Raw genomic sequence first — 21,577 nt, forward strand, 5'->3', positions numbered from 1 at the left:
TAGTAGGTCGACGGTGCGATCGGCAAGACTCGGCAGATCGGCTCAACGCCGTGGACCTCGCGATGGGCGTCGATGAACGCCTTCATCGCCGAAACGGGCGGTCGAGCTCCGCCTGCGCAAAAAACGCGGACGCCTTCCGCAAGATCTCGTTGGCCTGCCGGAGCTCGCGAACTTCGCGCTCCAACTGCTTGATCCGCTCGGTCTCGCTCGTTGTCGGCCCGGGGCGAACACCGGCATCTCGCTCGGCCTGACGCAGCCACTGTCGCAGCGTCTCGGCCTTGCAGCCAATCTTCCCCGCTACCGACTCGATCGCCGCCCACTGCGACGGGTACTCATCCCGATGCTCCAGCACCATCCGGACCGCCCGATCTCGCACCTCCGGTGCGTAACGCGTCAACTTGTTCATGGCTTCATCCTCTCAAGGTTTGAAGCCTCCGAGAAAGACGGGGCGGTTCAGGCCTCGACATCCAGGATGCCCTGAAGCATGACTGCCGAAGTGCCAGTCGCTGGTCCCACCTCCAAGGCTTCGCCGGGAACTCTGTAAGCAATCACTTGACTCATCAGATGATAGAGGTTGACTTGCTGCTCGATACTCAGGAAATCGTTGCCGAGACGGCCCGTGAGGTTCGGGCCGAACCCGCCCAACACCGGACAAGTCCAAGCTGAAGCGTCCCCGGTCAATTCTCGGGGTGAACTCACGGCTGTGGTCTCCTTGCTGTTGCGTTGCCGGCTTGGCCGTCCCCATGCTTCGAGAACACTTGGTGTTGATCGTTGTCGCCAAACAGGACGACATCAAACGGGTCCTGTCGATCACCCTGTTCCATGCCGGGCGAGCCGATCGGCATGTCCGGCACCGCGATGCCGCGGCCGGCAGGACGTTCGGCAAGCAAGCGTTTGATGTCCGATGCAGGGACGTGTCCTTCGACCAGATATCCGTCGACGCGCGCGGTGTGGCAGGACGCGAGCCCCTGCGGGATGCCGAGCTTGGTTTTCAGCGGATTCATCTGCCCTTCGTTGTGGACCTCGACCCGGAAACCATTGGCCTTTAAGTGCTCCACCCATTTCGAGCAACACGAACAGGTCGGGCTTTTCCAGACTTCGACCAGGGGGCCGGCAGTCGCAGCGGAAACCGGCTCAGCGCCCGGTTTGCAGGCCGCGAGGATCAGGCTGACTAGAAGCAGGCAGCCGGTGTGGATCAGGCATGGAATTCGATTCGACATGAGCGGCTCCGTGTGATCAATGACGATGGCTTTCATGGCCGGATGCTTCAGGTGCGCCAGCGGCCAAAGGTTCAGCCGGACTTGCGTCCTCGGCAGGCTCCACCGAATTTCTCGCTGTCAGGATCTGGTACTGCGCGGGTGTCAGCTCCGGCAATTTCTGCAAGAAGGCGACCATCGCCCAGATCCTTCCATCGTCATGGGTGGCACCGAACGCGGCCATGCCGCTGGCTTTGATGCCGTGCTTGATGATCCAGAACTGGCGAGCGGCGCTGGCCTTCGTGTCGCCATGACCGCTACCTTTACCCGCCTCGACATGGTGATGCGCCGCAGCGCTCATCGCCAGATTCGGGGGTTGCGGATAGAGCCCAAGGGTTAACTCGGATTCGGTCTTGCCTGGCTTCAGATGACAACCCGTACACATGTCGTTGTAGTCCTCGCCGCCGGCGAGCAACAAGCCCGCGTCGTCGAGCGGTGGCACCTCGATATCACGGATTGCGCGGGCGATGGAGCGCTCACGCATGGTTTCGAGCGCCCAATAAGTAAGACGGTTATGCGGCACGTCGGCCCCCATCGGATAAAGACCCAAATACAGGACCGCGAGCCCGGCAAGACCACCGAGCAAGACGGTGACTAGGAGCGTTTTGACAGTCTTCATGGCTTCTTTCCTTCAGCTCATTGTCCGTGCTTCGAGTGAACCATCCCGGGCATGGACGAGTGATCCATTCCTGGCATTGACTCAGCCTTCGGAAGAGTCGGCCGCGCCAGTGGGCCAGAGGTGGACTTCGCGTAAGGCTGTCGGCGCTCAGGGGTGCCGAAGTTCGGATCTTTGCTGACCACGCGCGCGATCTTGTCCTTCGGAAAGCGATACCAGCCGGGGTCGGTAAAATCGCCGGGCTTCTGGCCATCGCGGACCTTGACCACCGTGAACATGCCGCCCATTTCGATGGGACCGAACTGGCCTTCGCCGCTCATCATCGGCAACGTGTTCTCCGGTCCCTGAAGCCCCATCGATACGTGGCCAGCGTGTTCGGCCATGCCATTGGCGCCCATCGCGGCGTAGCCCGGCAGCATCTGGCGGATGTCGGCCTCAACCCCGCTCTGGTCGACGCCGAAGGTGTTCGGGACGACATGGCCCATCGGCCCCATCGTGTGATGGGCCATGTGGCAATGGAACGCCCAGTCGCCGGGTTCGGTGGCAACGAATTCGATGTCGCGCATCTGGCCGACACCAACGATCTCGGTCACTTCGCGACGCCATTGGTTGCGTGGCCAGCGGCCGCCATCCGAGCCTGTCACCCAGAAAGGATTGCTATGCAGGTGGATCGGGTGATTCCACATCGACAGGTTGCCCATGCGGATGCGCATGCGCTCGCCGGTACGCATCACCAGATTCTCGATCGCCGGAAACACCTTGCTGTTGAAGGTCCAGAGATCGAAATCCTGCATGACCGCCGGGTCCGGCCGGTAAGTGCCGGGATGCAACGCCCAGTTGTGCAGCAGGAAAGCGTAGTCCCGGTCGATCGTCAGCTCTTCACCGGCCTTCGGGTGAATGATGAACAGCCCCATCATGCCGAATGCCATCTGGGTCATTTCATCGGCATGCGGGTGATACATGTGCGTGCCGTGCTGCTTCAGCGTGAACTCGTAAACGAAGGTTTCGCCGGGATTGATGTGCGGCTGATTGAGGCCGCCAACGCCGTCGTAGCCGCTGGGCAAGTCGATGCCGTGCCAGTGGACGCTGGTCCATTCCTTGAGGGTGTTGGTGACGAAGATCCGCACGCGGTCGCCCTCGACCACTTCGATCGTCGGCCCCGGCGTGGTGCCGTTGTAGCCCCAGCAGATCGCCCGCGAGCCGGGCGCGAATTCGTGCTCGATTTCTTCAGCAACCAAGTGGAATTCCTTGACGCCGCCGTTGAGCTTGTAGGGCAGCGTCCAGCCGTTTAGTGTGCGCACCGGCAGATAGCCCTGCGGATGGCGGCGCAGGGCTGTTGGCGGTGGCTCGGCAGCGGTCGGTATCGCTTCGTCAGCCGGAATCTTCATGCCGGCCATGGCCGACATGTCATGCCCTTCGTGCTGTGCCTGGGCGAGATGCGGCGCGCCGGCCATCAGACCGGCACCTCCGGCAATCTGCAACAGATGGCGTCGTGTGAGCCCCTTAGGCGTTGTCTCGTCCATCAGTGACTCCCGTGAGCGCCGTGCGCCGGGGCGTCGGGCGCGGCCGGGCTGGCCGGTGTCTTCGAGTGGTCCATGCCCTTCATGTCATCGTGGTTCATGGCGCCGCTGCACTTGGCCATCATGGCTTTCATGACCGGGTCCTTCGGGTCCATCTTCGAGTGATCCATGTCCTTCATCGCGGCGCAGTCGGGGGCCGCCTTGGCTGCTGCTGCTTCCTTGGCATGCTCCTTGGGGTCATGGGCGTAAGCGAGCGGCATCGAGACGGTCAGTGCGAGGATCGAGAGAAAGCGGGTGCTGTGGTTCATGGCAAAACTCCAGTGGGATCGGCGCAATGCGCCAGGGATGAAAATTTCAGTGCTCATGCGGGGGCTTCGGCGTAGTCGCCGGTTCGCTGTTGTTCGGGGTGCCGTGATCCATGTCTTTCATCGGCATGTCTTTCATGTCGTGGCCGGCATGCGGATCGGCGCTGACGGGGGCTGCGCTCCCGGCTTTTCCGGAACCCTTGCACTGCTCGCGCATCGCTTTGACGACGGTCGGGTCGAGCTTTGACAGGTTCATCGTCTTCATCGACGCGCAGTCCGGCGGTGCTTCCGTTTTCAGCTGCATGCCGCCCATGTCATGGCCGGCGTGAGGGTTGCCCGAAGCCGGTGCTGATTCGGGAGTGGTTGGCTTTCCCATCTGGGAGTGGTCCATACCCTTCATGTCGGGCATGTCCTTCATGTCCATGCCGCGCATCTTGTCGGCAGCGGGCTCCTTGTTAGTCATGCCGCCCATGGTGTGGCCGGCGTGGGGGTTGCTCGAAGCCGGCGCCGCCTCGGGAGTGGCAGGCTTTCCCATCTGGGAATGGTCCATGCCCTGCGTGCCGTCCATACCCGGCATGTCCGTCGACATGCCCCCCATCGAATGCTGGCTGTGATCCATGCCGCCGCTCTTGGGAACGATCAGTTGCACCGGATCGAGCACCGGCTGTGCAGCTTGGGCGCTGCTCGGGAGGTTCCGACCGACGGCGCGGGCCAGCTCGACACGGGCTATCCAGTAGTCGCGTACCGACTCCAGATACCCCGCGTAGGCGTCGTATTCCTGCTGCTTGGCGACCAGCAGTTCGAAGATGCCGATGAACATGAAGTTCACTTCCTGCTGCATCCTGGCGACGACTTCTTCGCGCTGCGGGATCAGCTGCGTGCGGTAGCCAGTGGCACGCGCCTTGGCTGCCAGGACCTGCGCCTGCGCCAGCTTGATGTCGTTGGCGCGATCAAGCACCAGACTGTCGAGTTCGGCTTCCGCCTGCTGGAGTTGGGCTTGCGCGGCGGCGACACGACCGCTGCCCCAGTTGAAGATCGGGATGCCGAGTGACAGCGTCGGGCCGTCGTTGACGCTGCCGTCGTAATCCTTCTGCCGCTGGTAGCCGATCTGGATGTTGTCGACCAGGCGGGAATGGCGTTCCAGCCGGTAGCGAGCGGCGAAAGCCGCAGCGCGCTTGTCAGCGGCTGCAACGTCGAGCCGCCCGTCGACCGCGAGCTTCAGCAACTCGTCGGTCGAGTCTTCATCGATCAGCGGCTCGGCGAGCCGGGCATCGAGTACCCAGCGGTCGTCGACCGCTGGTAGGCCCATCAGGCGAATGAGCGCCGTACGCGTTTCCACAGCTTTCGCCTGAGCACCGATCAGATCCAGATAGGCCTGGCTGGCAGCAGCCTGTTCCAGCGCCAGCTCTCGCTTGGACAAGGTGCCGGCGTCGACGAATCGTTGAGCCAGATCAGCCGAAGCGCGGGTCGCCTTCGAAACGGTTTCCCTCATCACGGCGAGCTGCTGGGCACCGACAGCTTCGTACCAGGCGCGCTCGGTGTCGGCAGCAAGATTGATGGCGACGGAGCCGACCGACAGCTTCGCGGCTTCGAACTGAGTGTCGGCATAGCGCTGACGGGCTGGAAGGAACAGCAGGTCGATGAAGCTGACGGCGACGCCGAGCGTGACCTGACGCGCGACCGCATCGGGTGGCCCCGGGGTTAACAGTGCAAACGAGAACACCGGATTGGCAAGACGGCCCGCTTCGTAGACATCTGCGGCCGCAAAGCCCAACCGTGCGGTCTCGGCACGGACTGCGGGGTTGTTGACCAGCGCCAGTTGCACCGCAGCGGTTGCTGTCAGCGGCTTTTCGAGCAACTCGCGGTTGAATGCTGCGATATCTGAGGGCTGCGGAAGCGCTCGACCACGGTCGGCGGTCAGCTTCGCGACCTCAGGGCGTCCCCAGTCCGCGGGGAGGCTGGCACAGCCAGCCAGCGTCAACGCGAGCAGGCTCGCGGACACGGAAAATCGAATGGAAAACACAAGAACCTCCAGACCAACCTGACGACGGGGCTCCAGAGAAACAAGGAGAACCCGGTGAGCGAGGCGTCGAACGGCAACGGAAACCCGTCGCCGCCGACCGCGGCTTCACATCAGGCGATACTGGGTGGACGCAACAGACCTGACCCGTGCGCGGCGGTCAGATTGACGACGATCAGCGGTAGGCGAACATCGTCGCCTAGACCTGTCAAAACGAATTGAGATGACTTTGCCACCGAGATCGTGCCATGGCTGGCGCAATGACCGACCTGGCACGAGCAGTCGCAGGTACAGCCAGGGCCCTTTTCTGTTGATGGCTTGTCAGTACCGTCACCGGACATGACATGACCGGCCATGTGATGTCCCTTATGAGGGTCATCGGCCGAGGCAAGAGCTATGTGACCCGCAGCTCCCTGGTGCGACGTTCTCGACGTGTGATCGCACTTACCTCGGGCCATGCCACCGGCAGCCTGGAGCGAGAAGCTCAAGGCCAGCAGCACGGTCAGCAAGGTACGGAGGAATCGCATAGCGGCAGTCTGAACCGAAATCGGCAGGGTGTGCAACGAAGTTCAAGATTGACGGCCGTTGCGAGACCGCCACCGAGCGGATCAACCAGCTGACCTGCCATGGCAACACTGTAAACCTTGGACCATAGTCCAGAGTCAAGCCGCGTCATTGATCGGAGCGAGCTCAGGCGCAGCGCTGATCACATCGACATCGACGCGCCTTGGTCCTCACCCTCATTGTCACCACGAGTAGCTGGATGTTCGCGAGCACTGGCCATCAACGCGTATCGAACTGACGAGGTGTCGGGCAGGTCGACCATTTCCAATGCCTGGCGCCAATTTGAACGAATGACGGCGAGCATTCTCTGAACCCGCTCCTCTGCTTGATCACGCCGCAAGCCAAACTCTGCGTGCTGCGACAGGACGTTCTCCAGCGAGCCTTCTTTTCCAGCCCGACCGATGACCATCTCATGCAAGCGGTCCTCGGCTGCACTGAGCTGAGGCTCAAGATCGAACGCGGGCATGAGCGACAAATGACGTCCGTCCCATCCAAACAGATGATTCAAGGGATGGTCGTCCGTGTTGCCGATCGCGACATTGAACAGCATGCGATCAAACCAGCGGGATGCTTCGTCGGGTCTGAGCCCGTGGCGGCGCAACTGTTGAGCAATCGACACATAAGAGCCGTCGATCAGGCTCTGACGTTCACTGAGATTGAGAAGCGTGCGCGCCGAGAGCACATGATGCCGACGACCCCCAGACTGCCGGTCGAATCGTTTGACCAGAAGCACTGGCTTTCCGACAGCTTCGACCAGCTTGAAATCCGGCACATCGAGGCCGCAGTCCCGGGCCAGTGTCAGACCGAAAGCTTCCATCCGCGGCGGTTCCGGACCGCGATCTTGCACGCTGCAGAATTTGCCGATCCAGGGTTCGCCGTCGATCGCGATCGTTGCCTTGGGCCGACGACCGCCCAGACTGGGGCCGTGCCGAAAGACGGCTCGGAGTCGGGGATCGACCGGACGCTCTGCATCAAGGTCGGCTACCGCTGAGGCGATGGTCTCGAAATCGAATGCGTTGCTGTCATCGGCAGGCGGCTCGCGGTGACTTGGCCCGAATTCAAGCGCACCCGTCTGCGCGTGCACCCCCTGAAGCAAGCGTTCGTAGGCATTCGCTTTCGCGCCGTTCAATCGTTCGAGCACGAATTCGGCCCAGCGCCCTGGGGCGACATCGGCGATAAAGCCGGGCAACGCATCGTCTTGAGCCGGGTAAAGGGAATCCGAGCCTTTCGCTATCGGCCAGTCAGGTAGCACGGAGATGGCGCGTGCGTTGGTCTGATAGCTCTTCACATACGCGAAATCGGCTGCACGCCCCTGCCAACGCAAGAACCCGCACAGAGTTGGATTGCCATCTCCTGGCAGCCAGATCCAGACGTACGAGCCAATGGCTTTCATCGGTCAAACGTCAAGCTCGGGCCGCGAAAGCTTTCGTCGAACCCTTTTCGGCGCGTACTTCAGAGCGTGCTGCCGCACGTCCTCGTTGCTTCCTGCCGCTGGGTCTGGGGACAGCCCCAGCAGGTTGCATGCTTCGATGATGGTGCCGAAAGCGGTACCCGGTGCTCCGGATTCGATCTTCTTGATCGTGGTGCCAGAAACGCGCAGTCGCTCCGCCATTTCGGTCTGCGTCCAGCCCCGCTCGGCACGAGCAAGCCGCATCAGTTCTCCGAATCGCGAGGCAAGGGAGAGGACACTGGCAGGATATTTGATCGCTTCCATAATGGCTTCAATAATACATAAATTATTGTTTAAGGGTAACTATAGCACCCATTAAACAAGCCGACGATGCGATCGTGCCTTGGTGTGCTCGTCGATCGCTGCGCCGCAAGATCACCCCGGCCGAGTGCACAGCGGCATCGGTCGACGACGCCCATCGCGATGCCGTCATCGGCACGCGCAAGTGAGTCAAGCGAAATCCGTCCGCAGTCGTCGCCGTTTCCAAGATTCCGCGACCGCAACCCCCTCAAGGAGTACCGTACGTCTACGAGACGGGCGCGTGCTGGCCAATGGTGGCTTCAAATTCGGATGATCGACCTCAGGCTTTTAGTTGGACCGAATGACCTTAAGGCTCGGAGCCCCATCGATGATCAGCGACTGCCGGTAGCGATCGATCGGGAAACGGAATGTGCCCCGGAAATTGACGCTGGAATACCGAACCGGACTGATGTGGCGCAGCATTTCTTTGCTGACCGAGACCCCTTTGGCCTCAAGCGATGTGACAGCAGTTTGCATGCGATTCGCCTGCCAGGCGATCACCAGGTTGGAAAGCAAAGTGAGGGCGCCAGAGATGGCAATCATCTCGTCAGGACGGCGACCGCGGTCATGCCGCACAGCCCCGAGATGGATCGCATGCTGGAGCGTGTGAACATGCTCGCCGCGATTCAAAAGCCGTGTGATCTCGCGCCGAAAGATCGGATTGGTGAAATAGTCGCAGAGGTAAATGGTCCGCAGCAGGCGACCCAACTGCTGGGCAGCCCGGTAGATCGGATCGCCCTGGGCCGCAGACCCAAATCGCTGCAGGGCAGTGACGGCACTGATTGTTCCATTGCTGATGGAAGCTAGAACCCGCACCAGATCGTCCCAGTGGGCGCGCACATGTTCGAGATTAAGGGTCGAATCGACCACCTCCTTGATGGATTCAGGAACGGCCATGCCTCGCGGCACCGTCAAGCGCCGCTCGCGCAAGTTGCGGAGGCGCGGGCAGAGGTCGAATCCCAGACCGTGGGAAACAGCCATCGCCACGTCGGTGTAGCCATGGGTGTCGACAGCCAGACGATTCAGGTCGAGCTGGGTCTGACGAATGACGCCTTCAATGGCGACACCAGCTTGGCGTTCGCCGAGCACAATTGGCTGGTGGTAGATGATCGACCAGCGATCATGCACATGGGTGTACATGCCCACCGAAGGCGTCTGGCGGCGCGGATCAAGCCGTGCGTTCCAGAGATGCCGGGAGGTTGTCAGGCTCATCATGTCGGAAGACGCCGACTTGCCGTCGCCCCACATCGCGATGATCGGCAGCTGGTTGATGAACTCCAGGACGAGGGTATTGGCCTTGTCGATGGCGTTATCAAACTCCAAGCCCTTCATCGCGCCTGCGACATCCGCTGAAGTCAGCTCCGTCACCATCATGGCGACACCCGAAGCTGTCATGTCTGTGCCCAAACCCAGGACGCCAGCGTAATTCAGGAGCAACTCGCGATCGCTTCTTGGAAGCCGGCCTTGCAGTGCTTTGGAAAACCGCGTCAGCACATCCATCTCAAGCATCAGCTCAGGCAGCTGGATGCTGCCGATCTCCTGATCGATCATGAGGCGCACTGCGGCGACTTCGGGCGCCTCTCCCTCGGCCTCAAGACGGTCGAGGCTGATGTCGTTTTCCTTGATGTCCAGCTCGCCGCGCCTCAGCGCCGAAGCGACTGCTTTAAGCCCTTGCTCAGCGGCCTTGATTAAGGGATTGAGATAGTCGTCGACGTTGTGGGGGAGACGCAGCAGGCCATAGTGACGACGCTTCTGTTTTTCCCACTCTGCAGCCGGAATCAGCAGATGGTCGCGATCACGGAAAGTGTTGCTGTAGTCCACCCAGCAGCTGCCACGACGGAAGCCTTTCCTGAGATTCAAAAGGGTCTCTGCCTCGAACGCGCGCATCGCGCGCTCGCGATCCGCCTGCTCCCCAACCAGCGGTTCCCAGAGTTTGGAATGCCCCTTTACGTGGTCCGGCAGGGCCGTGCGGTTTTTCTCGTAGAGATCGCGGAGGGTGCCGAGCCCGGCGAGACCTTTGTCGTCGTCGTTGCCTTTGACATCCAGATTGGCCAGCCGCTTGAGAAGTGGGCGGATCGACTTGTTCTGATCGACCAATTCCGAACGCACTGCTGCTGCCCGTGTCGGGAACACCTTGTCGCCGAAGGTCTGCTGAAATTCGAGAATTTTCTCGCGCAGCGCAGTTGCCTCAAGCTTTTCGTTGTTCGCCATGCCGAAGATGGCGGTCAGTGCCTCGCGATAGCTTACGACGGTGGTGGCATCTGCCTTTTTTACGTTCTGGGCCGCGCGGCTGACAATGTCGGAGGTCATCTTGCCGGTCAGCTGGATAGCGGCATCTGAGGCTTGGCTGAGACTGACCTTGAGAAATGACACCAGCTGCAGGATTTGCGATTCCAGCTTCAGACGCTTGAAGCTTCGCGGGCTTCGCTGCTGCATCAGGCGCGCATAGTCCTGTAGTCGCTGCGAGGAAACACCGGGTAGCTCGACCGCGTGGATGCCAAGGCTGGTCAGAAAGTCGATCTTCTCGAATATCGACGCAACATTTTTCGGGGAGCGTCGCCGGGGCGCGCTTTGCAACCATTCCAGGGTGGAGCGACCGTCTTTGCGGCTGGCGAGCAGCGCATCTGCCCATACTTGGCGTTGCTCCGGCGTCGTCGCCTTGCAGATCGTGACATAGGTGGACTGCTCGGTATCACTTGAAGCTCGGACGCAAAGTTCCCGAATCGCATAAAGACCAGGGATCAGCACCTTGCGATCCACCAGCCATCGACAGGCGAGATCTATCAGCCGGTCAACCGAACTCGTGCCATTGCTCGCAGCCCTCATGGCAGCGAGCAGCATGGCTTCCTGCCTTTTGGTAATGGCCTGGATTCCCAGATAGGTCATCGCCCAGGCTTGATGTTGAATGCGGGTATTCTTGCGTTTGTAGATCCCTCGAATTGAAGCGATAGACGGCGCTTCCAAGCCTAACTGATCACCAACGAACTTCAGCAGCGGTCGGGGGAGGGTATTGAAGGAGTTGAGTCGGCCACCAGACAGCCGGACAAACCCCAGCTGGATCGCAACAGCAATCCTGAACTGCTTGTTGAACCCCGCGCAGATCGCCTCGATGTCCTTGGGGGCGAGCGTGAAAAACTCTTCCATCTCAAAGGGAGTCAATTCGCCGGGCAGTTCATCGATCCCGAGAAACCGTTCTTTCCACTGCGACACTGGCATCCCCTGTGACGGAGTTACCCGAATGTATCAGCGCGCTCTGGGAATAAATACTGAACCCGGTCCGGTCTTCGGACCGACCAGTCTGTGGGTTTCGCTTGCCCGCAAACTTAGGGGGCTACCATAACCTATTGATTATTATAGGTTATCTGAAAATAATGCTTGTAAGTCATTGATTTATAAAGAATCGCAAACCGCCGCTTTTTCCTTCTTCAACCAGATAACCCCATCAGGCGCTCCGGCGGCGTTCGTTGCGATCGCGCCGCGCCAGGGCCAGCGCCGAGGCACGCGACAGCGTGGTGCCGATGTCATCCGGCGTCCGGGCGATGAAGATCAGCCGGTCTTCGCGCTGCTCGTCGATGTCGAGCCGCGTGAACAGCGAAAAACCCTTGCGATCGCAGATGCGGGCGATGCGCTGACGCTCGGCCAGCGAGTACCGGGTGGCGCGGGCGACGCCGTGCAGCACGAACGGATGGCCGCCGTCGACCGGCGGCGGCGCACCGAGGCGCTCGCGCAGCCGGCGTGCGTAATGGGCGCCCTCGCGGCTGTAGTGCCCGTCGGCGGCCGGCTCGACCTCGGCCAGGTAGCGCGATACGCCGAGATAGATCGTCGGCGATGCCGTGGTCGACCACAGCAGCGCGCGCCGGCCGATGCGCCGTTCCCAGCGCTGCACATCGCGGATGCAGCGCTCGAACAGCGCCATCGTCGCGCCGCTGTTCTTCAGGTCGTGGCGGGTGGCGCTCCAACCGACATGGACCAGCGGCGGGCCAAGCGCCGCCGGCATCAGCTCGCGACCGGTCATGAAAAAGCCAGCCAGCAGCCCGGCGCTGTCGCGGCCGATGTAGAGGTGCGTGCAGGCTGCCACCTCGCGCGCCAGGATGGCGCTGGCATCGTCGTAGCTGGGCGCGGCGATCAGCGCCAGTTCGGTCTGCAGCCAGCTGTTGCGGCGCAGGCGCTCGCCGGACACCAGTTCGACCGACAGTCGCGGCTGGCGGCGGCGAACCGGCGCAGAGGCCGCTGCTGGCGACAGCAGCGGGATGGACGGCAGGGGGGAATGACACAGGTCGGCGTCGTAGACGCTGCTGGCAGGATTCATGGCTCACGCTCGGCGGGAAGGGCGTGGCAGCACCATCCGGTCGGCGTGTCGGCAAGTCCTATCGGAATTCCATCGGAATTCAAATGGACTTCAATTGAAGCCCAAGACGCTGTTTAAGAAAGATTTATGTCGCGAGGCCGCATGGTAGCCGCCGCCAGGAAGCAGCCAGCCGGCGGGCGGCGAGGGCAGGGATCAGTCGCGCAGCGCGAGCAGTTCGAGGAACTTTTCCGGCGTGACCGTCGGGTAGAACAGCCAGCCTTGGGCATAGTCGACGCCGATCTCGCGCAGCGCGGCGAGCTTGCGCGGATCGTCGACGAATTCGGCCACCGTGCGCTTGCCGGTGGCATGGGCAACCTGGTGAATGGCGCGGACGATCTCCCGCGAGGCGCCGGCCTGTGCGACTTCCTTGATGAAGCAGCCGTCGATCTTCACCTCGTCGACCGGCAGGCTCTGCAGGTAGCCGAACGAGCACAGGCCGGAGCCGAAGTCATCGAGGCTGAAACCGCAGCCGATGGCGCGGAAGGTCTGGATCACGTCGGCGGCGACTTCAAGGTTTTCGATCGCGGCGGTTTCGGTGATCTCGAAGCACAGCTTGCCCGGCGGCAACTGGGCATTGCGGACTTCGCGCAGCAGATCGTCCATCAGGCGACCGTCGACGATCGAGCGCGCCGACAGGTTGATCGACACGCTGTGCAGGCGGTCGAGCGCGCTGCGGTTGTCGGCGAGCCAGTCGAGGATGGAATGGCTGGAAAAGCGGTCCAGTTCGCTGACCAGCCCGAAGTATTCGAGCGTTTCGATGGTGCCGGCCGGCACCGGCATGTGGACGCCTTTCTTTTCCATGCGCAGCAGGAATTCCGCCTTGCGCAGCCGTGGTTCGGCGTGATGGATGTCCATGATCGGCTGCGGATGCAACGCCAGGCGGCCGTTGGCGAGCAGACGCCGGAATTCGGTGACGGCGGCGGCGCTGGCCGGGCCTTTGACGCGGCGCGGGCCGTCGCCGTTATGGATGACGATCTGGTTCAGGCCGCGCAGCTTGCTTTGCTGGCTGGCTTCGCCGACCACCCGCAACGCCTCGGCCCAATCGAGCCCCTGGGCGATCACCTGGACGCCGATCGATACCGACACCGGGTTCTCGCCAAGGCTGGAGCGGTATTGCAGCGTCGCCAGGCGGTCGCGCAGGTCGGTCGCTTCATCAACCGCCATCTGCGTGTGGTCGATCGGCTTGATGGCGACGAACTCGTTGCTCCACAGCCGCGTTGCGTGGCCGTTACGGCCGCTCCAGCGCCGCAGCACATCGTCGACAGCGGCGATCACGCGATCGCCCTCGGCAGCGTCGGCAATCCGGTTGATGGCCCGCAGGCCGCGAATGTCGACATGCACCAGCACCGCACGCGGATCGACGAACGCGCGGTCGAGGTCGGCGATGACGGTGGAGAGCCGGGAGATGGTCGGCGACGACGCGAGTTCGGTGATCATGCCGCTGTATCGTCCGGCCGCGTATCGACTTGAACCGATGCGCCGCCGCCGGGCCGCCGGATGCTGCCGCTGGATGATTCGGCGTGTTTCATATGTCCGACAAGTGTAATTGTCGGACATATGAAATTGCCGTTCAAAACACTTCGAACCCGGGTTTTCGCGCTGCCCGAGCCCCGTCAGCCGGTCTCAGCGACGGTCTGTGCGCGCAATGTCCGGCGTCGTTGGTCGGACGTCGCCGCACTGGCCGCGATGGCGCAGGCAGTGATCGATCAGCACCAGCGCAACCATGGCTTCGGCAATCGGCGTGGCGCGGATGCCGACACAGGGATCGTGGCGGCCGGTCGTGCGCATGTCGACGGCGTTGCCGTCGGCGTCGATGCTGCGGCCCGGCGTGGTGATGCTGGAGGTCGGCTTGATCGCGATCGACGCGACGATGTCCTGGCCGGTGGAAATGCCGCCCGACACGCCGCCCGAATGGTTGGCCAGGAAACCGGTCGGCGTCATTTCGTCGCGGCCTTCGGTGCCGCGCTGGCTGACCACGCCGAAGCCGTCGCCGATTTCCACACCCTTGACCGCATTGATGCTCATCAGGCCGAAGGCCAGTTCGGCGTCCAGGCGGTCGAACACCGGCTCGCCGAGGCCCGGCGGCACGCCGGTGGCCATGACATTGACCCGCGCGCCGACCGAATCGCCGTCGCGGCGCAGCTGGTCGATGTAGTGCTCGAGCGTCGGAATCAGTGCAGCGTCACCGCAGAAGAACGGGTTCTGCTCGACCTGTGTCCAGTCCTTCAGCGGCATCGGATGCTCACCGATCTGCGCGCACCAGCCGCGGATCTCGATGCCGTGCGTCTGCCGCAGCCACTTCTTGGCGATCGCCGCCGCCGCCACCCGCACGGCGGTTTCCCGGGCTGACGAGCGCCCTCCGCCGCGCGGATCGCGCAGGCCGTACTTCTGCACGTAGGCGTAGTCGGCGTGGTTGGGCCGGAACACGTCCTTGATCTTGTCGTAGTCGTAAGAGCGCTGGTCGGTGTTCTCGATCAGCAGCGCGATCGGCGTGCCCGTGGTGCGGCCCTGGTAGACACCGGACAGGATGCGTACCTGGTCGGCTTCCTTGCGCTGGGTGACGTACTTCGAGGTGCCGGGCTTGCGGCGGTCGAGATCCGGCTGGATGTCCGCTTCCGAGAGTTCCAGCCCCGGCGGACAGCCGTCGACCACGCAGCCGATCGCCGGGCCGTGGCTTTCGCCAAAGGATGTGACGCAGAACAGCTTGCCGAAGGTATTGCCGGACATCGTGATTTCGATCTCGTGGTGATTACTTGCGGCGGCGACGGCCGCGCAGCCAGCCCGCCAGTTCCTCGCGGCCAATCACGAACACGCCGTCGCCGCCGCGCTCGAACTCCGGCCAGGCCACCGGAATGCCGGGGAAACGCGCTTCGAATTCGTCGTCCGAACCGCCGATCTCGCAGACCAGCACGCCGTCGTCGGTCAGGTGTGACGGCGCTTCGTTGAGAATCCGCTCGACCACGTCCATGCCATCGGCTCCGGCTTCCAGCGCCAGCTTGGGTTCATGCTGGAATTCCGGCGCCAGCGCGGCCCATTCGGCGGTCGGCACGTACGGCGGATTGCTGACGATCAAGTCGTAGCGTCGGCCGGCCAGCGGTGCGAACAGGTCGCCAACCACCGGCCGCACGCGGTCCCGGAGATGGTGGCGAATGATGTTGCGGGCCATCAGGTCGAGCGCGCCGGCATCGATCTCGGCCAGGTCGACGGTGGCGTTCGGGAACGCATAGGCGGCCGCGATGCCGATGCAGCCGGAACCGGAACAGAGATCGAGAATGCGTTCCGGCTCACGCGGCAGCCATGGCTGGAACTGGCTCTGGATCATCTCGCCGATCGGCGAACGCGGAATCAGCGCCCGTTCGTCGATCTCGAACTGCAGGCCGCAGAACCAGGCGGTGCCGGTTAGATACGGCGCCGGCTTGCGGCTCGTTACCCTCGCCTGCAGCACCGCATGCACGGCGGCCCGTTCGTCCTCGGCCAGCTGGGATTCCAGATAGACGGCCGGCAGATCGAACGGCAGCTTCAGCGTCGCCAGCACAAGATGAAAGGCTTCGTCGAGCGCGTTGTCGGTACCGTGGCCGAAATGCAGCTCATGGCGGGTGAACTCCGATGCCCCCCAACGGATGAAATCGCGCAGGCTGCGCAGCGGTGACAGAACGGCGGGCACTGCATCAGGAGCGGACATCGCGTCGGGAAAGCCGGGATAATCCGCAAAGTATGCGGGTCGCATCCGGCCCGTGCCAATCACAGGACAGGTGGACAGGCGTGAGCAACGGAGTCTGGAAGTGGGCGCTGGCGGGTGGACTGGCCGTGCTGCTGGGCATTGCTGCCGGCACCCTGAGCCTGCGGCCGCATGGCGTGTCGATCACCTCCGGCACGCTGCTCGGCACGCCCCGCCCGATCGATGAATTCACGCTGCAGTCGGCCGCCGGCACACCGTTCACCCGCGCCGACCTGGGCGGTCACTGGACCGTGGTGTTCGCCGGCTTCACGTTCTGCCCGGATGTCTGCCCGACCACGCTGACCGAGCTGAAAGCGGTCAAGGCCCAACTCGGCGACAGTGCCGACGCGATCCGCTTCCTGTTCCTGTCGGTCGATCCGGAACGCGACACGCCGGAGAAGATCGGCCAGTACCTGCGCTTCTTCGATCCCGGCTTCATCGGCGCCACCGGCGATGCCGCGAGCCTCGAGAAGCTCGGCGCCAATCTCGGCTTCGTCTATGCCAAGGTGCCCGGCGCGACGCCGGAGAGCTACACGATCGACCATTCCACGGCGCTGATCCTGATCGACCCGCAGGCCCGGGTCGCTGGTTATCTGACGCCTCCATTCAAGCCAGACACGATGGCGACCGATCTCAAGGCCATCGTCGCTGCCGCACCCTGACCGCCATGACCACGACCACCCGCAACACCGCCGCCACGACTTCCGACGCCAGCCTCGGCGACCAGCTGTTCGCCGCCGTGCAGCGCTGCCTGCCGACGCGGGCGCTGTCGGCGCTGATGTACCGGATCGCCGAGATCGACGCGCCCGCGTTCAAGAACCCGCTGATCCGGGCCTTCATGCGCGGCTATCCGATCGACCTTTCCGAAGCCGAGCGCGAGACGGTCGAGGAATACCGTCATTTCAATGATTTCTTCACGCGGGCGCTGAAGCACGGTGCACGCCTGCAACCGAAGGAGCCGGGCCTGCTGTCGAGCCCGGTCGACGGCCGGATCAGCCAGCTCGGCCCGATCGAGAACGGCCGCATCTTCCAGGCCAAGGGCCACGACTACACGGCCGCCGAACTGCTGGCCGACGAGACGCTGGCCCGCGCCTTCGACGGCGGCAGCTTCGCGACCATCTACCTAGCGCCGCACAACTATCACCGCGTGCATCTGCCGTTCGGTGGCCGGCTGCGCAACTGGACCTACGTGCCGGGCCGGCTGTTCAGCGTCAACCCGGCAACGGCGCGCTCGATGCCCCGGCTGTTCTCGCGCAACGAGCGGATGGTGGCGGTGTTCGACACCGCATTCGGGCCGCTGGCGGTGGTGATGGTCGGCGCGCTGTTCGTCGGCGGCATCGAAACGGTCTGGGGCGGCCGGCTGACGCCGCCGCACGATCGCGGCCAGCGGCCGCATCACCACACGCCGGAGCAGACCGTGGCGCTGGCGCGCGGCGACGAGCTGGGCCGCTTCCACATGGGGTCCACCGTGGTGCTGCTGGCCCCGAAGGGCGCGCTGGAATGGGACGAGACACTGGCGGCCGGCCAGCCGTTGCAGCTGGGGCAGCCGCTGGCGCGCGTGCTGCAGCGGGTCACCGCATGAGCGAGACCGCGGGCCGGGCATGAGCCCGCATCCGGTTCCCGAGCTGGGCGCTGCCCTCGCCGCGCTGTCGACCATCATCCTCGGCAAGGAGCGACCGCTGCGGCTGGCACTGAGCTGCCTGCTGGCGCGCGGCCATCTGCTGATCGAGGACCTGCCGGGCGTCGGCAAGACCACGCTGGCGCTGGCCCTGGCACGGGTGTTCGGCCTGCATTTCCAGCGCCTGCAGTTCACCAGCGATCTGCTGCCGGCCGACATCCTCGGCATGTCGGTGTTCGAGGCCGCCACCGGCGGCTTCCGCTTCCATCCCGGCCCGGTGTTCTCGGAAGTGGTGTTGGCCGACGAGATCAACCGCGCCAGCCCCAAGACCCAGAGCGCGCTGCTGGAAGCGATGGAGGAGCGCCAGGTGACGGCCGACGGCACCACGCGCGCCTTGCCCGATCCGTTCTTCGTCGTCGCCACCCGCAACCCGGATGTCCAGATCGGCACCTATCCGCTGCCCGAATCGCAGCTGGATCGCTTCCTGATGCGGCTGTCGCTCGGCTATCCGGCCGCCGCCGCCGAACGCGCGCTGCTGGTCGAGCCGGAGCGGCGGGACCTGCTGGCCACGCTGCCGCCGGTGCTCGATGCCGCCCGGCTGCGCGCGCTGCAGGCGGAGGTGCAGGCAGTACGCACCGCGCCGGCGCTGATCGACTACCTGCTGGCGCTGGTGCAGGCCACCCGCGACCATCCGGCGCTGCGCCACGGCCTGTCGCCGCGCGCCGGGCTGGCGCTGAAGCGCGCAGCCCAGGCCTGGGCGCTGCTGGAAGGCCGCCACGGCGTGATTCCGGAAGACCTGCAGGCGGTGTTCACGGCGGTCGCCGGGCATCGGCTCAGCGTGGCCGACGATGCCGATCCCGCGCGCGTGGCGGCGGAGATCCTGGCGCGCGTGTCCGTACCCTGAGCGCAACCGGCCGGTGATCCGCGCGCTGCGCCAGCGCCTGCACCGCTGGATCGCCACCCGCACGCCGCGCGTGCCCGGCCCGTGGCGGATTCATCGGCGGCGCGTCTACATCGTCCCGACCCGTTACGGCTACGGCTACGGGCTGCTGCTGTTCACGATGCTGCTGGGCGCGATGAACTATTCCAACAGCATGGCCTTCGCCTTGACCTTCCTGCTGGCCGGCGTCGGCCTGCTGGCGATGCATGACACCCATGCGAACCTGGTCAACCTGTCGATCGCCGCTGAGCCGGTGGCCCCGGTGTTCGCCGGCGACGAGCTGCAGTTCAGGCTGCGCCTCGACAACCCCAGCCGCCACGCCCGGCATGCGATCGGCGTCCATTGGCCCGCTGTCGCTGCCGGCCAGCAGGTCGACATCGCCGCCGGTGAAACAGCCCGGCTGACCCTGTCGCTGGCCAGCACCCGCCGGGGCTGGCTGCCGGCGTCGCGGTTCGCGGTCGCCACTGCGTTCCCCCTCGGCCTGTTCCAGGCCTGGACCTGGCTGGAGCTGGACATCGCGGGCCTCGTCTATCCGCGACCGGCAGAGGCCGGCAGCGCGCCGCCGCCCGGCCTGCAGGGCGACGGCGCCCAGCGCGAAGCGCGTCCCGGCATCGACAGCTTCGTCGGCCTGCGCGGCTATCGGCCCGGCGATCCGCTGCAGGCGATCGACTGGAAAAGCCTGGCCCGCCAACCACCGCCGTTGGGCCAGCCGCAGATCAAGCAGTTCGCCGAGCCCGCAGCCGGCACCCTGTGGCTGGACTGGCAGGCACTGCCGGCCGAGTGGCCAGTCGAGCAACGGCTGGCCCAGCTCGCCCGCTGGGTGCTTGATGCCGAGGCACAGCAGCGGCGCTACGGACTGCGCCTGCCGCGCAGGGTTTGCCCGCCGGGCAGCGGCAGCAGCCATCGCCACGCCTGTCTCGCGGCCCTGGCTCTGTTTTGATGACGCGCTCACCAGTCAGCCCGGAACCGCGCCTGCCGCGCGCCGTGCAGCTGCGGCTGCTGGCCGTGCTGGCGCTGGTGCTGGCACCGCACCTGCCGCGGCTGCCGCCCTGGGCGGCGTTGCTGGTGGTGGCCATGCTGGTCTGGCGCACCCTCACCGCGCTGCGCGACTGGCCGCTGCTGCCCGGGGGGCTGCGCGTGCTGCTGACCCTGGGCGCGTTCGGCGGCGTCTACGCAAGCTTCGGGAGTGTCAGCGGCCAGACCGCCGGCGTGGCGCTGATCACGGTGATGGCGGCTCTGAAACTCAGCGAACTCGATCGTCGTCGCGACCTGATGGTGATGGTGTTCCTGCTCTATTTCGTGCTGGTCACCCATTTCCTGTTCTCGCAGGAACTCTGGACCGCCGCCTACCTGCTGGCGGCCGCGACGCTGATCACCGCGCTGCTGATCGACGCCAACCATCCGGGCAGCGTGCTGCCGCTGCGCACCGGCCTGACGATGGCCAGCCGGCTGCTGCTGCGCGCCCTGCCCCTGATGGCGCTGATGTTCGTGCTGTTTCCACGTCTGCCGGGGCCGATCTGGGGACTGCCCGCCGACGCCGGCGCGGCGCGCTCCGGCCTGTCCGATTCGATGGCGCCAGGCGAGATCGCGCGGCTCATCGGCTCCGATGCGGTGGCGTTCCGGGTGCGCTTCGACGGCGCAGTTCCACCGCCGTCCGAACGCTACTGGCGCGGGCCGGTGTTCCAGCGTTTTGACGGCCGTCGCTGGGACGCCGGCAGCCGTGGCGCCGCCGACCTGGCGCCGGACGCCGAACTTCATGGCGCCGGCTATCGCTACGAGCTGACCTTGGAGCCGACCCGTACGCCCTGGCTGTTCGCGCTTGACCTGCCGGCGCGGCAGGGGCTACCCGAGGACGCGCACATCAACGCCGACCACCAGCTGGTGCTGGTCCGGGGCGAAGTCCGCGAACGCCGCCGCTACCGCCTGCAATCGCATGCCGGCTACCGCCTGCAGCGCGAACTGCCGGCAGCGCTGCGGGCGCAGACGCTGCTGCTGCCGCCCGCCAGCAATCCGCGCGCGGTGGCGCTTGGCCGGCAATGGCGGCGAGCGGCGAAAGACGGCGCGGCGATCGTCGAGAAGGCCTTGCGGCTGTTTCGCGAGCAACCGTTCCACTACACGCTGAACCCGCCGACAGCCGGCCGCGATCCGGTCGACGCCTTCCTGTTCGACAGCCGGCGCGGCTTCTGCGAGCACTTCGCGTCGAGCTTCGCCGTGCTGATGCGGGCGGCAGGCATTCCGGCGCGCGTGGTCACCGGCTATCTCGGTGGCGAGCGCAACGCCATCGGCGACTACTGGATCGTCCGCCAGAGCGACGCCCATGCCTGGACCGAGGTCTGGCTCGCTGGCCGGGGCTGGCTGCGCATCGACCCGACGGCAGCGGTCGCACCCGAGCGCATCGAGCGCGGCATCGGCGGCGCACTCGACGACACCGAGCTGCCGGATTTCCTGAACCCGGCAGCGCGTGACGGCTTCCGCTTCGACCTGCGCGCCCGCTGGGACTGGCTGAATGCGCGCTGGAACCAGTGGGTGCTCGGCTATGGCCCGGAGCTGCAAGCCGCGCTGCTGCAGCGATTCGGCCTCGATGGCGTGCGCGACATGCTGCTGGCGCTGACCGCCCTGCTGACCCTCGCGCTTAGCGGTTACGGCCTGCTGCTGATGCGGCGGGCAACGCCCCGCCGGGCGGTCGACGAACCGAGCCGTCTCTGGCAGCGGCTGCAACGGCGTCTGGCCCGCGCCGGACTGGTGCAGGCCGCTTGCGAAGGCCCAGCCGACTACGCGGCGCGTGTCTCGGCGGCACGTCCCGACCTGGCCCGGGCGATCGACGAGGCCGCCACGCTCTACATCCGGCTGCGCTACCTGCAGAACGGCGACCGCGACACGGCCCGGGCGCTGGCGGCGGCAGTCGCCCGAGTCCGGCCCTGA

Annotated in this window: 18 protein-coding genes, 1 pseudogene and 1 other annotated feature; of the genes and pseudogenes, 5 read left to right on the plus strand and 14 right to left on the minus strand. The window is 64.7% G+C overall.

The genetic code is table 11. From position 1 onward, the window contains the following. From ACTIGJ_RS03650 to prmB, 14 genes and pseudogenes are all read right to left on the minus strand, one after another. Positions 1-406 (minus strand): annotated as a pseudogene (locus tag ACTIGJ_RS03650) (transposase); the annotation flags it as partial. Further along, positions 12-128: a sequence feature (AL1L pseudoknot), on the minus strand. (Overlaps the previous pseudogene by 117 nt.) Positions 407-453: 47 nt before the next feature. After that, on the minus strand, positions 454-699 hold the full coding sequence (locus ACTIGJ_RS03655) for a hypothetical protein (protein WP_439638930.1): 246 nt from the start codon (positions 697-699) through the stop codon (positions 454-456). Beyond that, the gene (locus tag ACTIGJ_RS03660; RefSeq protein WP_439638931.1) at positions 696-1,256 is read right to left on the minus strand and encodes a DUF411 domain-containing protein; all 561 of its coding nucleotides are present in this window, start codon (positions 1,254-1,256) and stop codon (positions 696-698) included. Before ACTIGJ_RS03660 ends, ACTIGJ_RS03655 begins: the two co-directional genes overlap by 4 nt. Beyond that, a complete protein-coding gene (locus tag ACTIGJ_RS03665) occupies positions 1,237-1,875 on the minus strand; it encodes a c-type cytochrome (RefSeq protein ID WP_439638932.1) in 639 nt (212 codons plus the stop codon). The genes ACTIGJ_RS03660 and ACTIGJ_RS03665 overlap by 20 nt, the downstream gene beginning before the upstream one ends. Before the next feature lie 17 nt (positions 1,876-1,892). After that, positions 1,893-3,395: a multicopper oxidase family protein gene (locus ACTIGJ_RS03670; RefSeq protein ID WP_439638933.1), complete on the minus strand. Its 1,503-nt coding sequence runs from the start codon at positions 3,393-3,395 to the stop codon at positions 1,893-1,895. Continuing rightward, the gene (locus ACTIGJ_RS03675) at positions 3,395-3,700 is read right to left on the minus strand and encodes a hypothetical protein (RefSeq protein WP_439638934.1); all 306 of its coding nucleotides are present in this window, start codon (positions 3,698-3,700) and stop codon (positions 3,395-3,397) included. Before ACTIGJ_RS03675 ends, ACTIGJ_RS03670 begins: the two co-directional genes overlap by 1 nt. Before the next feature lie 46 nt (positions 3,701-3,746). Continuing rightward, a complete protein-coding gene (locus ACTIGJ_RS03680) occupies positions 3,747-5,699 on the minus strand; it encodes a TolC family protein (protein ID WP_439638935.1) in 1,953 nt (650 codons plus the stop codon). Positions 5,700-6,423: 724 nt separating this feature from the next. Beyond that, the gene (locus tag ACTIGJ_RS03685; protein WP_439638936.1) at positions 6,424-7,674 is read right to left on the minus strand and encodes a type II toxin-antitoxin system HipA family toxin; all 1,251 of its coding nucleotides are present in this window, start codon (positions 7,672-7,674) and stop codon (positions 6,424-6,426) included. A gap of 3 nt (positions 7,675-7,677) precedes the next feature. After that, positions 7,678-7,995: a helix-turn-helix domain-containing protein gene (locus tag ACTIGJ_RS03690; RefSeq protein ID WP_295684223.1), complete on the minus strand. Its 318-nt coding sequence runs from the start codon at positions 7,993-7,995 to the stop codon at positions 7,678-7,680. 324 nt (positions 7,996-8,319) lie between these two features. After that, a complete protein-coding gene (locus ACTIGJ_RS03695) occupies positions 8,320-11,241 on the minus strand; it encodes a Tn3 family transposase (protein WP_439638937.1) in 2,922 nt (973 codons plus the stop codon). 232 nt (positions 11,242-11,473) lie between these two features. Next, on the minus strand, positions 11,474-12,340 hold the full coding sequence (locus tag ACTIGJ_RS03700) for a hypothetical protein (RefSeq protein ID WP_439638938.1): 867 nt from the start codon (positions 12,338-12,340) through the stop codon (positions 11,474-11,476). A 192-nt stretch (positions 12,341-12,532) separates the two neighbouring features. Next, positions 12,533-13,816 carry an EAL domain-containing protein gene (locus ACTIGJ_RS03705; RefSeq protein ID WP_439638939.1) on the minus strand — a complete coding sequence of 428 codons (1,284 nt, stop codon included), beginning with the start codon at positions 13,814-13,816 and terminating at the stop codon, positions 12,533-12,535. A 186-nt stretch (positions 13,817-14,002) separates the two neighbouring features. Further along, entirely contained in the window at positions 14,003-15,106 is a 1,104-nt protein-coding gene (gene aroC / locus ACTIGJ_RS03710; RefSeq protein ID WP_439638940.1) for a chorismate synthase, read from the minus strand. Positions 15,107-15,128: 22 nt separating this feature from the next. Beyond that, entirely contained in the window at positions 15,129-16,043 is a 915-nt protein-coding gene (gene prmB, locus ACTIGJ_RS03715) for a 50S ribosomal protein L3 N(5)-glutamine methyltransferase (RefSeq protein WP_439638941.1), read from the minus strand. Positions 16,044-16,141: 98 nt separating this feature from the next. Here prmB and ACTIGJ_RS03720 point away from each other — a divergent pair, with 98 nt between their 5' ends. Genes ACTIGJ_RS03720 through ACTIGJ_RS03740 form a run of 5 tightly spaced genes read left to right on the plus strand, consistent with a single transcriptional unit; the run spans position 16,142 to position 21,577 of the window. Beyond that, positions 16,142-16,759 (plus strand): SCO family protein, encoded by a 618-nt coding sequence (locus ACTIGJ_RS03720; protein WP_439638942.1) that lies wholly within the window; start codon positions 16,142-16,144, stop codon positions 16,757-16,759. Positions 16,760-16,764: 5 nt separating this feature from the next. Next, positions 16,765-17,679, plus strand: coding sequence for an archaetidylserine decarboxylase (gene asd, locus ACTIGJ_RS03725; protein WP_439638943.1), 915 nt, complete (start codon positions 16,765-16,767; stop codon positions 17,677-17,679). Positions 17,680-17,698: 19 nt separating this feature from the next. Beyond that, positions 17,699-18,619 carry an AAA family ATPase gene (locus ACTIGJ_RS03730; protein WP_439638944.1) on the plus strand — a complete coding sequence of 307 codons (921 nt, stop codon included), beginning with the start codon at positions 17,699-17,701 and terminating at the stop codon, positions 18,617-18,619. A gap of 13 nt (positions 18,620-18,632) precedes the next feature. Further along, positions 18,633-19,595 (plus strand): DUF58 domain-containing protein, encoded by a 963-nt coding sequence (locus ACTIGJ_RS03735; protein WP_439638945.1) that lies wholly within the window; start codon positions 18,633-18,635, stop codon positions 19,593-19,595. Next, the gene (locus ACTIGJ_RS03740) at positions 19,595-21,577 is read left to right on the plus strand and encodes a transglutaminase TgpA family protein (protein WP_439638946.1); all 1,983 of its coding nucleotides are present in this window, start codon (positions 19,595-19,597) and stop codon (positions 21,575-21,577) included. The genes ACTIGJ_RS03735 and ACTIGJ_RS03740 overlap by 1 nt, the downstream gene beginning before the upstream one ends.

Source organism: Nevskia sp. (genome assembly GCF_051860985.1).
Classification (GTDB): Bacteria; Pseudomonadota; Gammaproteobacteria; order Nevskiales; family Nevskiaceae; genus Nevskia.

Coding starts and splice junctions, on each gene's coding strand:
- ACTIGJ_RS03670 (WP_439638933.1), bottom strand. CDS start 3,395: ATGGACGAGACAACGCCTAAGGGGCTCACACGACGCCATCTGTTGCAG.
- ACTIGJ_RS03660 (WP_439638931.1), bottom strand. CDS start 1,256: ATGAAAGCCATCGTCATTGATCACACGGAGCCGCTCATGTCGAATCGA.
- ACTIGJ_RS03705 (WP_439638939.1), bottom strand. CDS start 13,816: ATGATCACCGAACTCGCGTCGTCGCCGACCATCTCCCGGCTCTCCACC.
- aroC (WP_439638940.1), bottom strand. CDS start 15,106: ATGTCCGGCAATACCTTCGGCAAGCTGTTCTGCGTCACATCCTTTGGC.
- ACTIGJ_RS03700 (WP_439638938.1), bottom strand. CDS start 12,340: ATGAATCCTGCCAGCAGCGTCTACGACGCCGACCTGTGTCATTCCCCC.
- ACTIGJ_RS03675 (WP_439638934.1), bottom strand. CDS start 3,700: ATGAACCACAGCACCCGCTTTCTCTCGATCCTCGCACTGACCGTCTCG.
- ACTIGJ_RS03740 (WP_439638946.1), top strand. CDS start 19,595: ATGACGCGCTCACCAGTCAGCCCGGAACCGCGCCTGCCGCGCGCCGTG.
- ACTIGJ_RS03665 (WP_439638932.1), bottom strand. CDS start 1,875: ATGAAGACTGTCAAAACGCTCCTAGTCACCGTCTTGCTCGGTGGTCTT.
- ACTIGJ_RS03730 (WP_439638944.1), top strand. CDS start 17,699: ATGAGCCCGCATCCGGTTCCCGAGCTGGGCGCTGCCCTCGCCGCGCTG.
- asd (WP_439638943.1), top strand. CDS start 16,765: ATGACCACGACCACCCGCAACACCGCCGCCACGACTTCCGACGCCAGC.
- ACTIGJ_RS03690 (WP_295684223.1), bottom strand. CDS start 7,995: ATGGAAGCGATCAAATATCCTGCCAGTGTCCTCTCCCTTGCCTCGCGA.
- ACTIGJ_RS03685 (WP_439638936.1), bottom strand. CDS start 7,674: ATGAAAGCCATTGGCTCGTACGTCTGGATCTGGCTGCCAGGAGATGGC.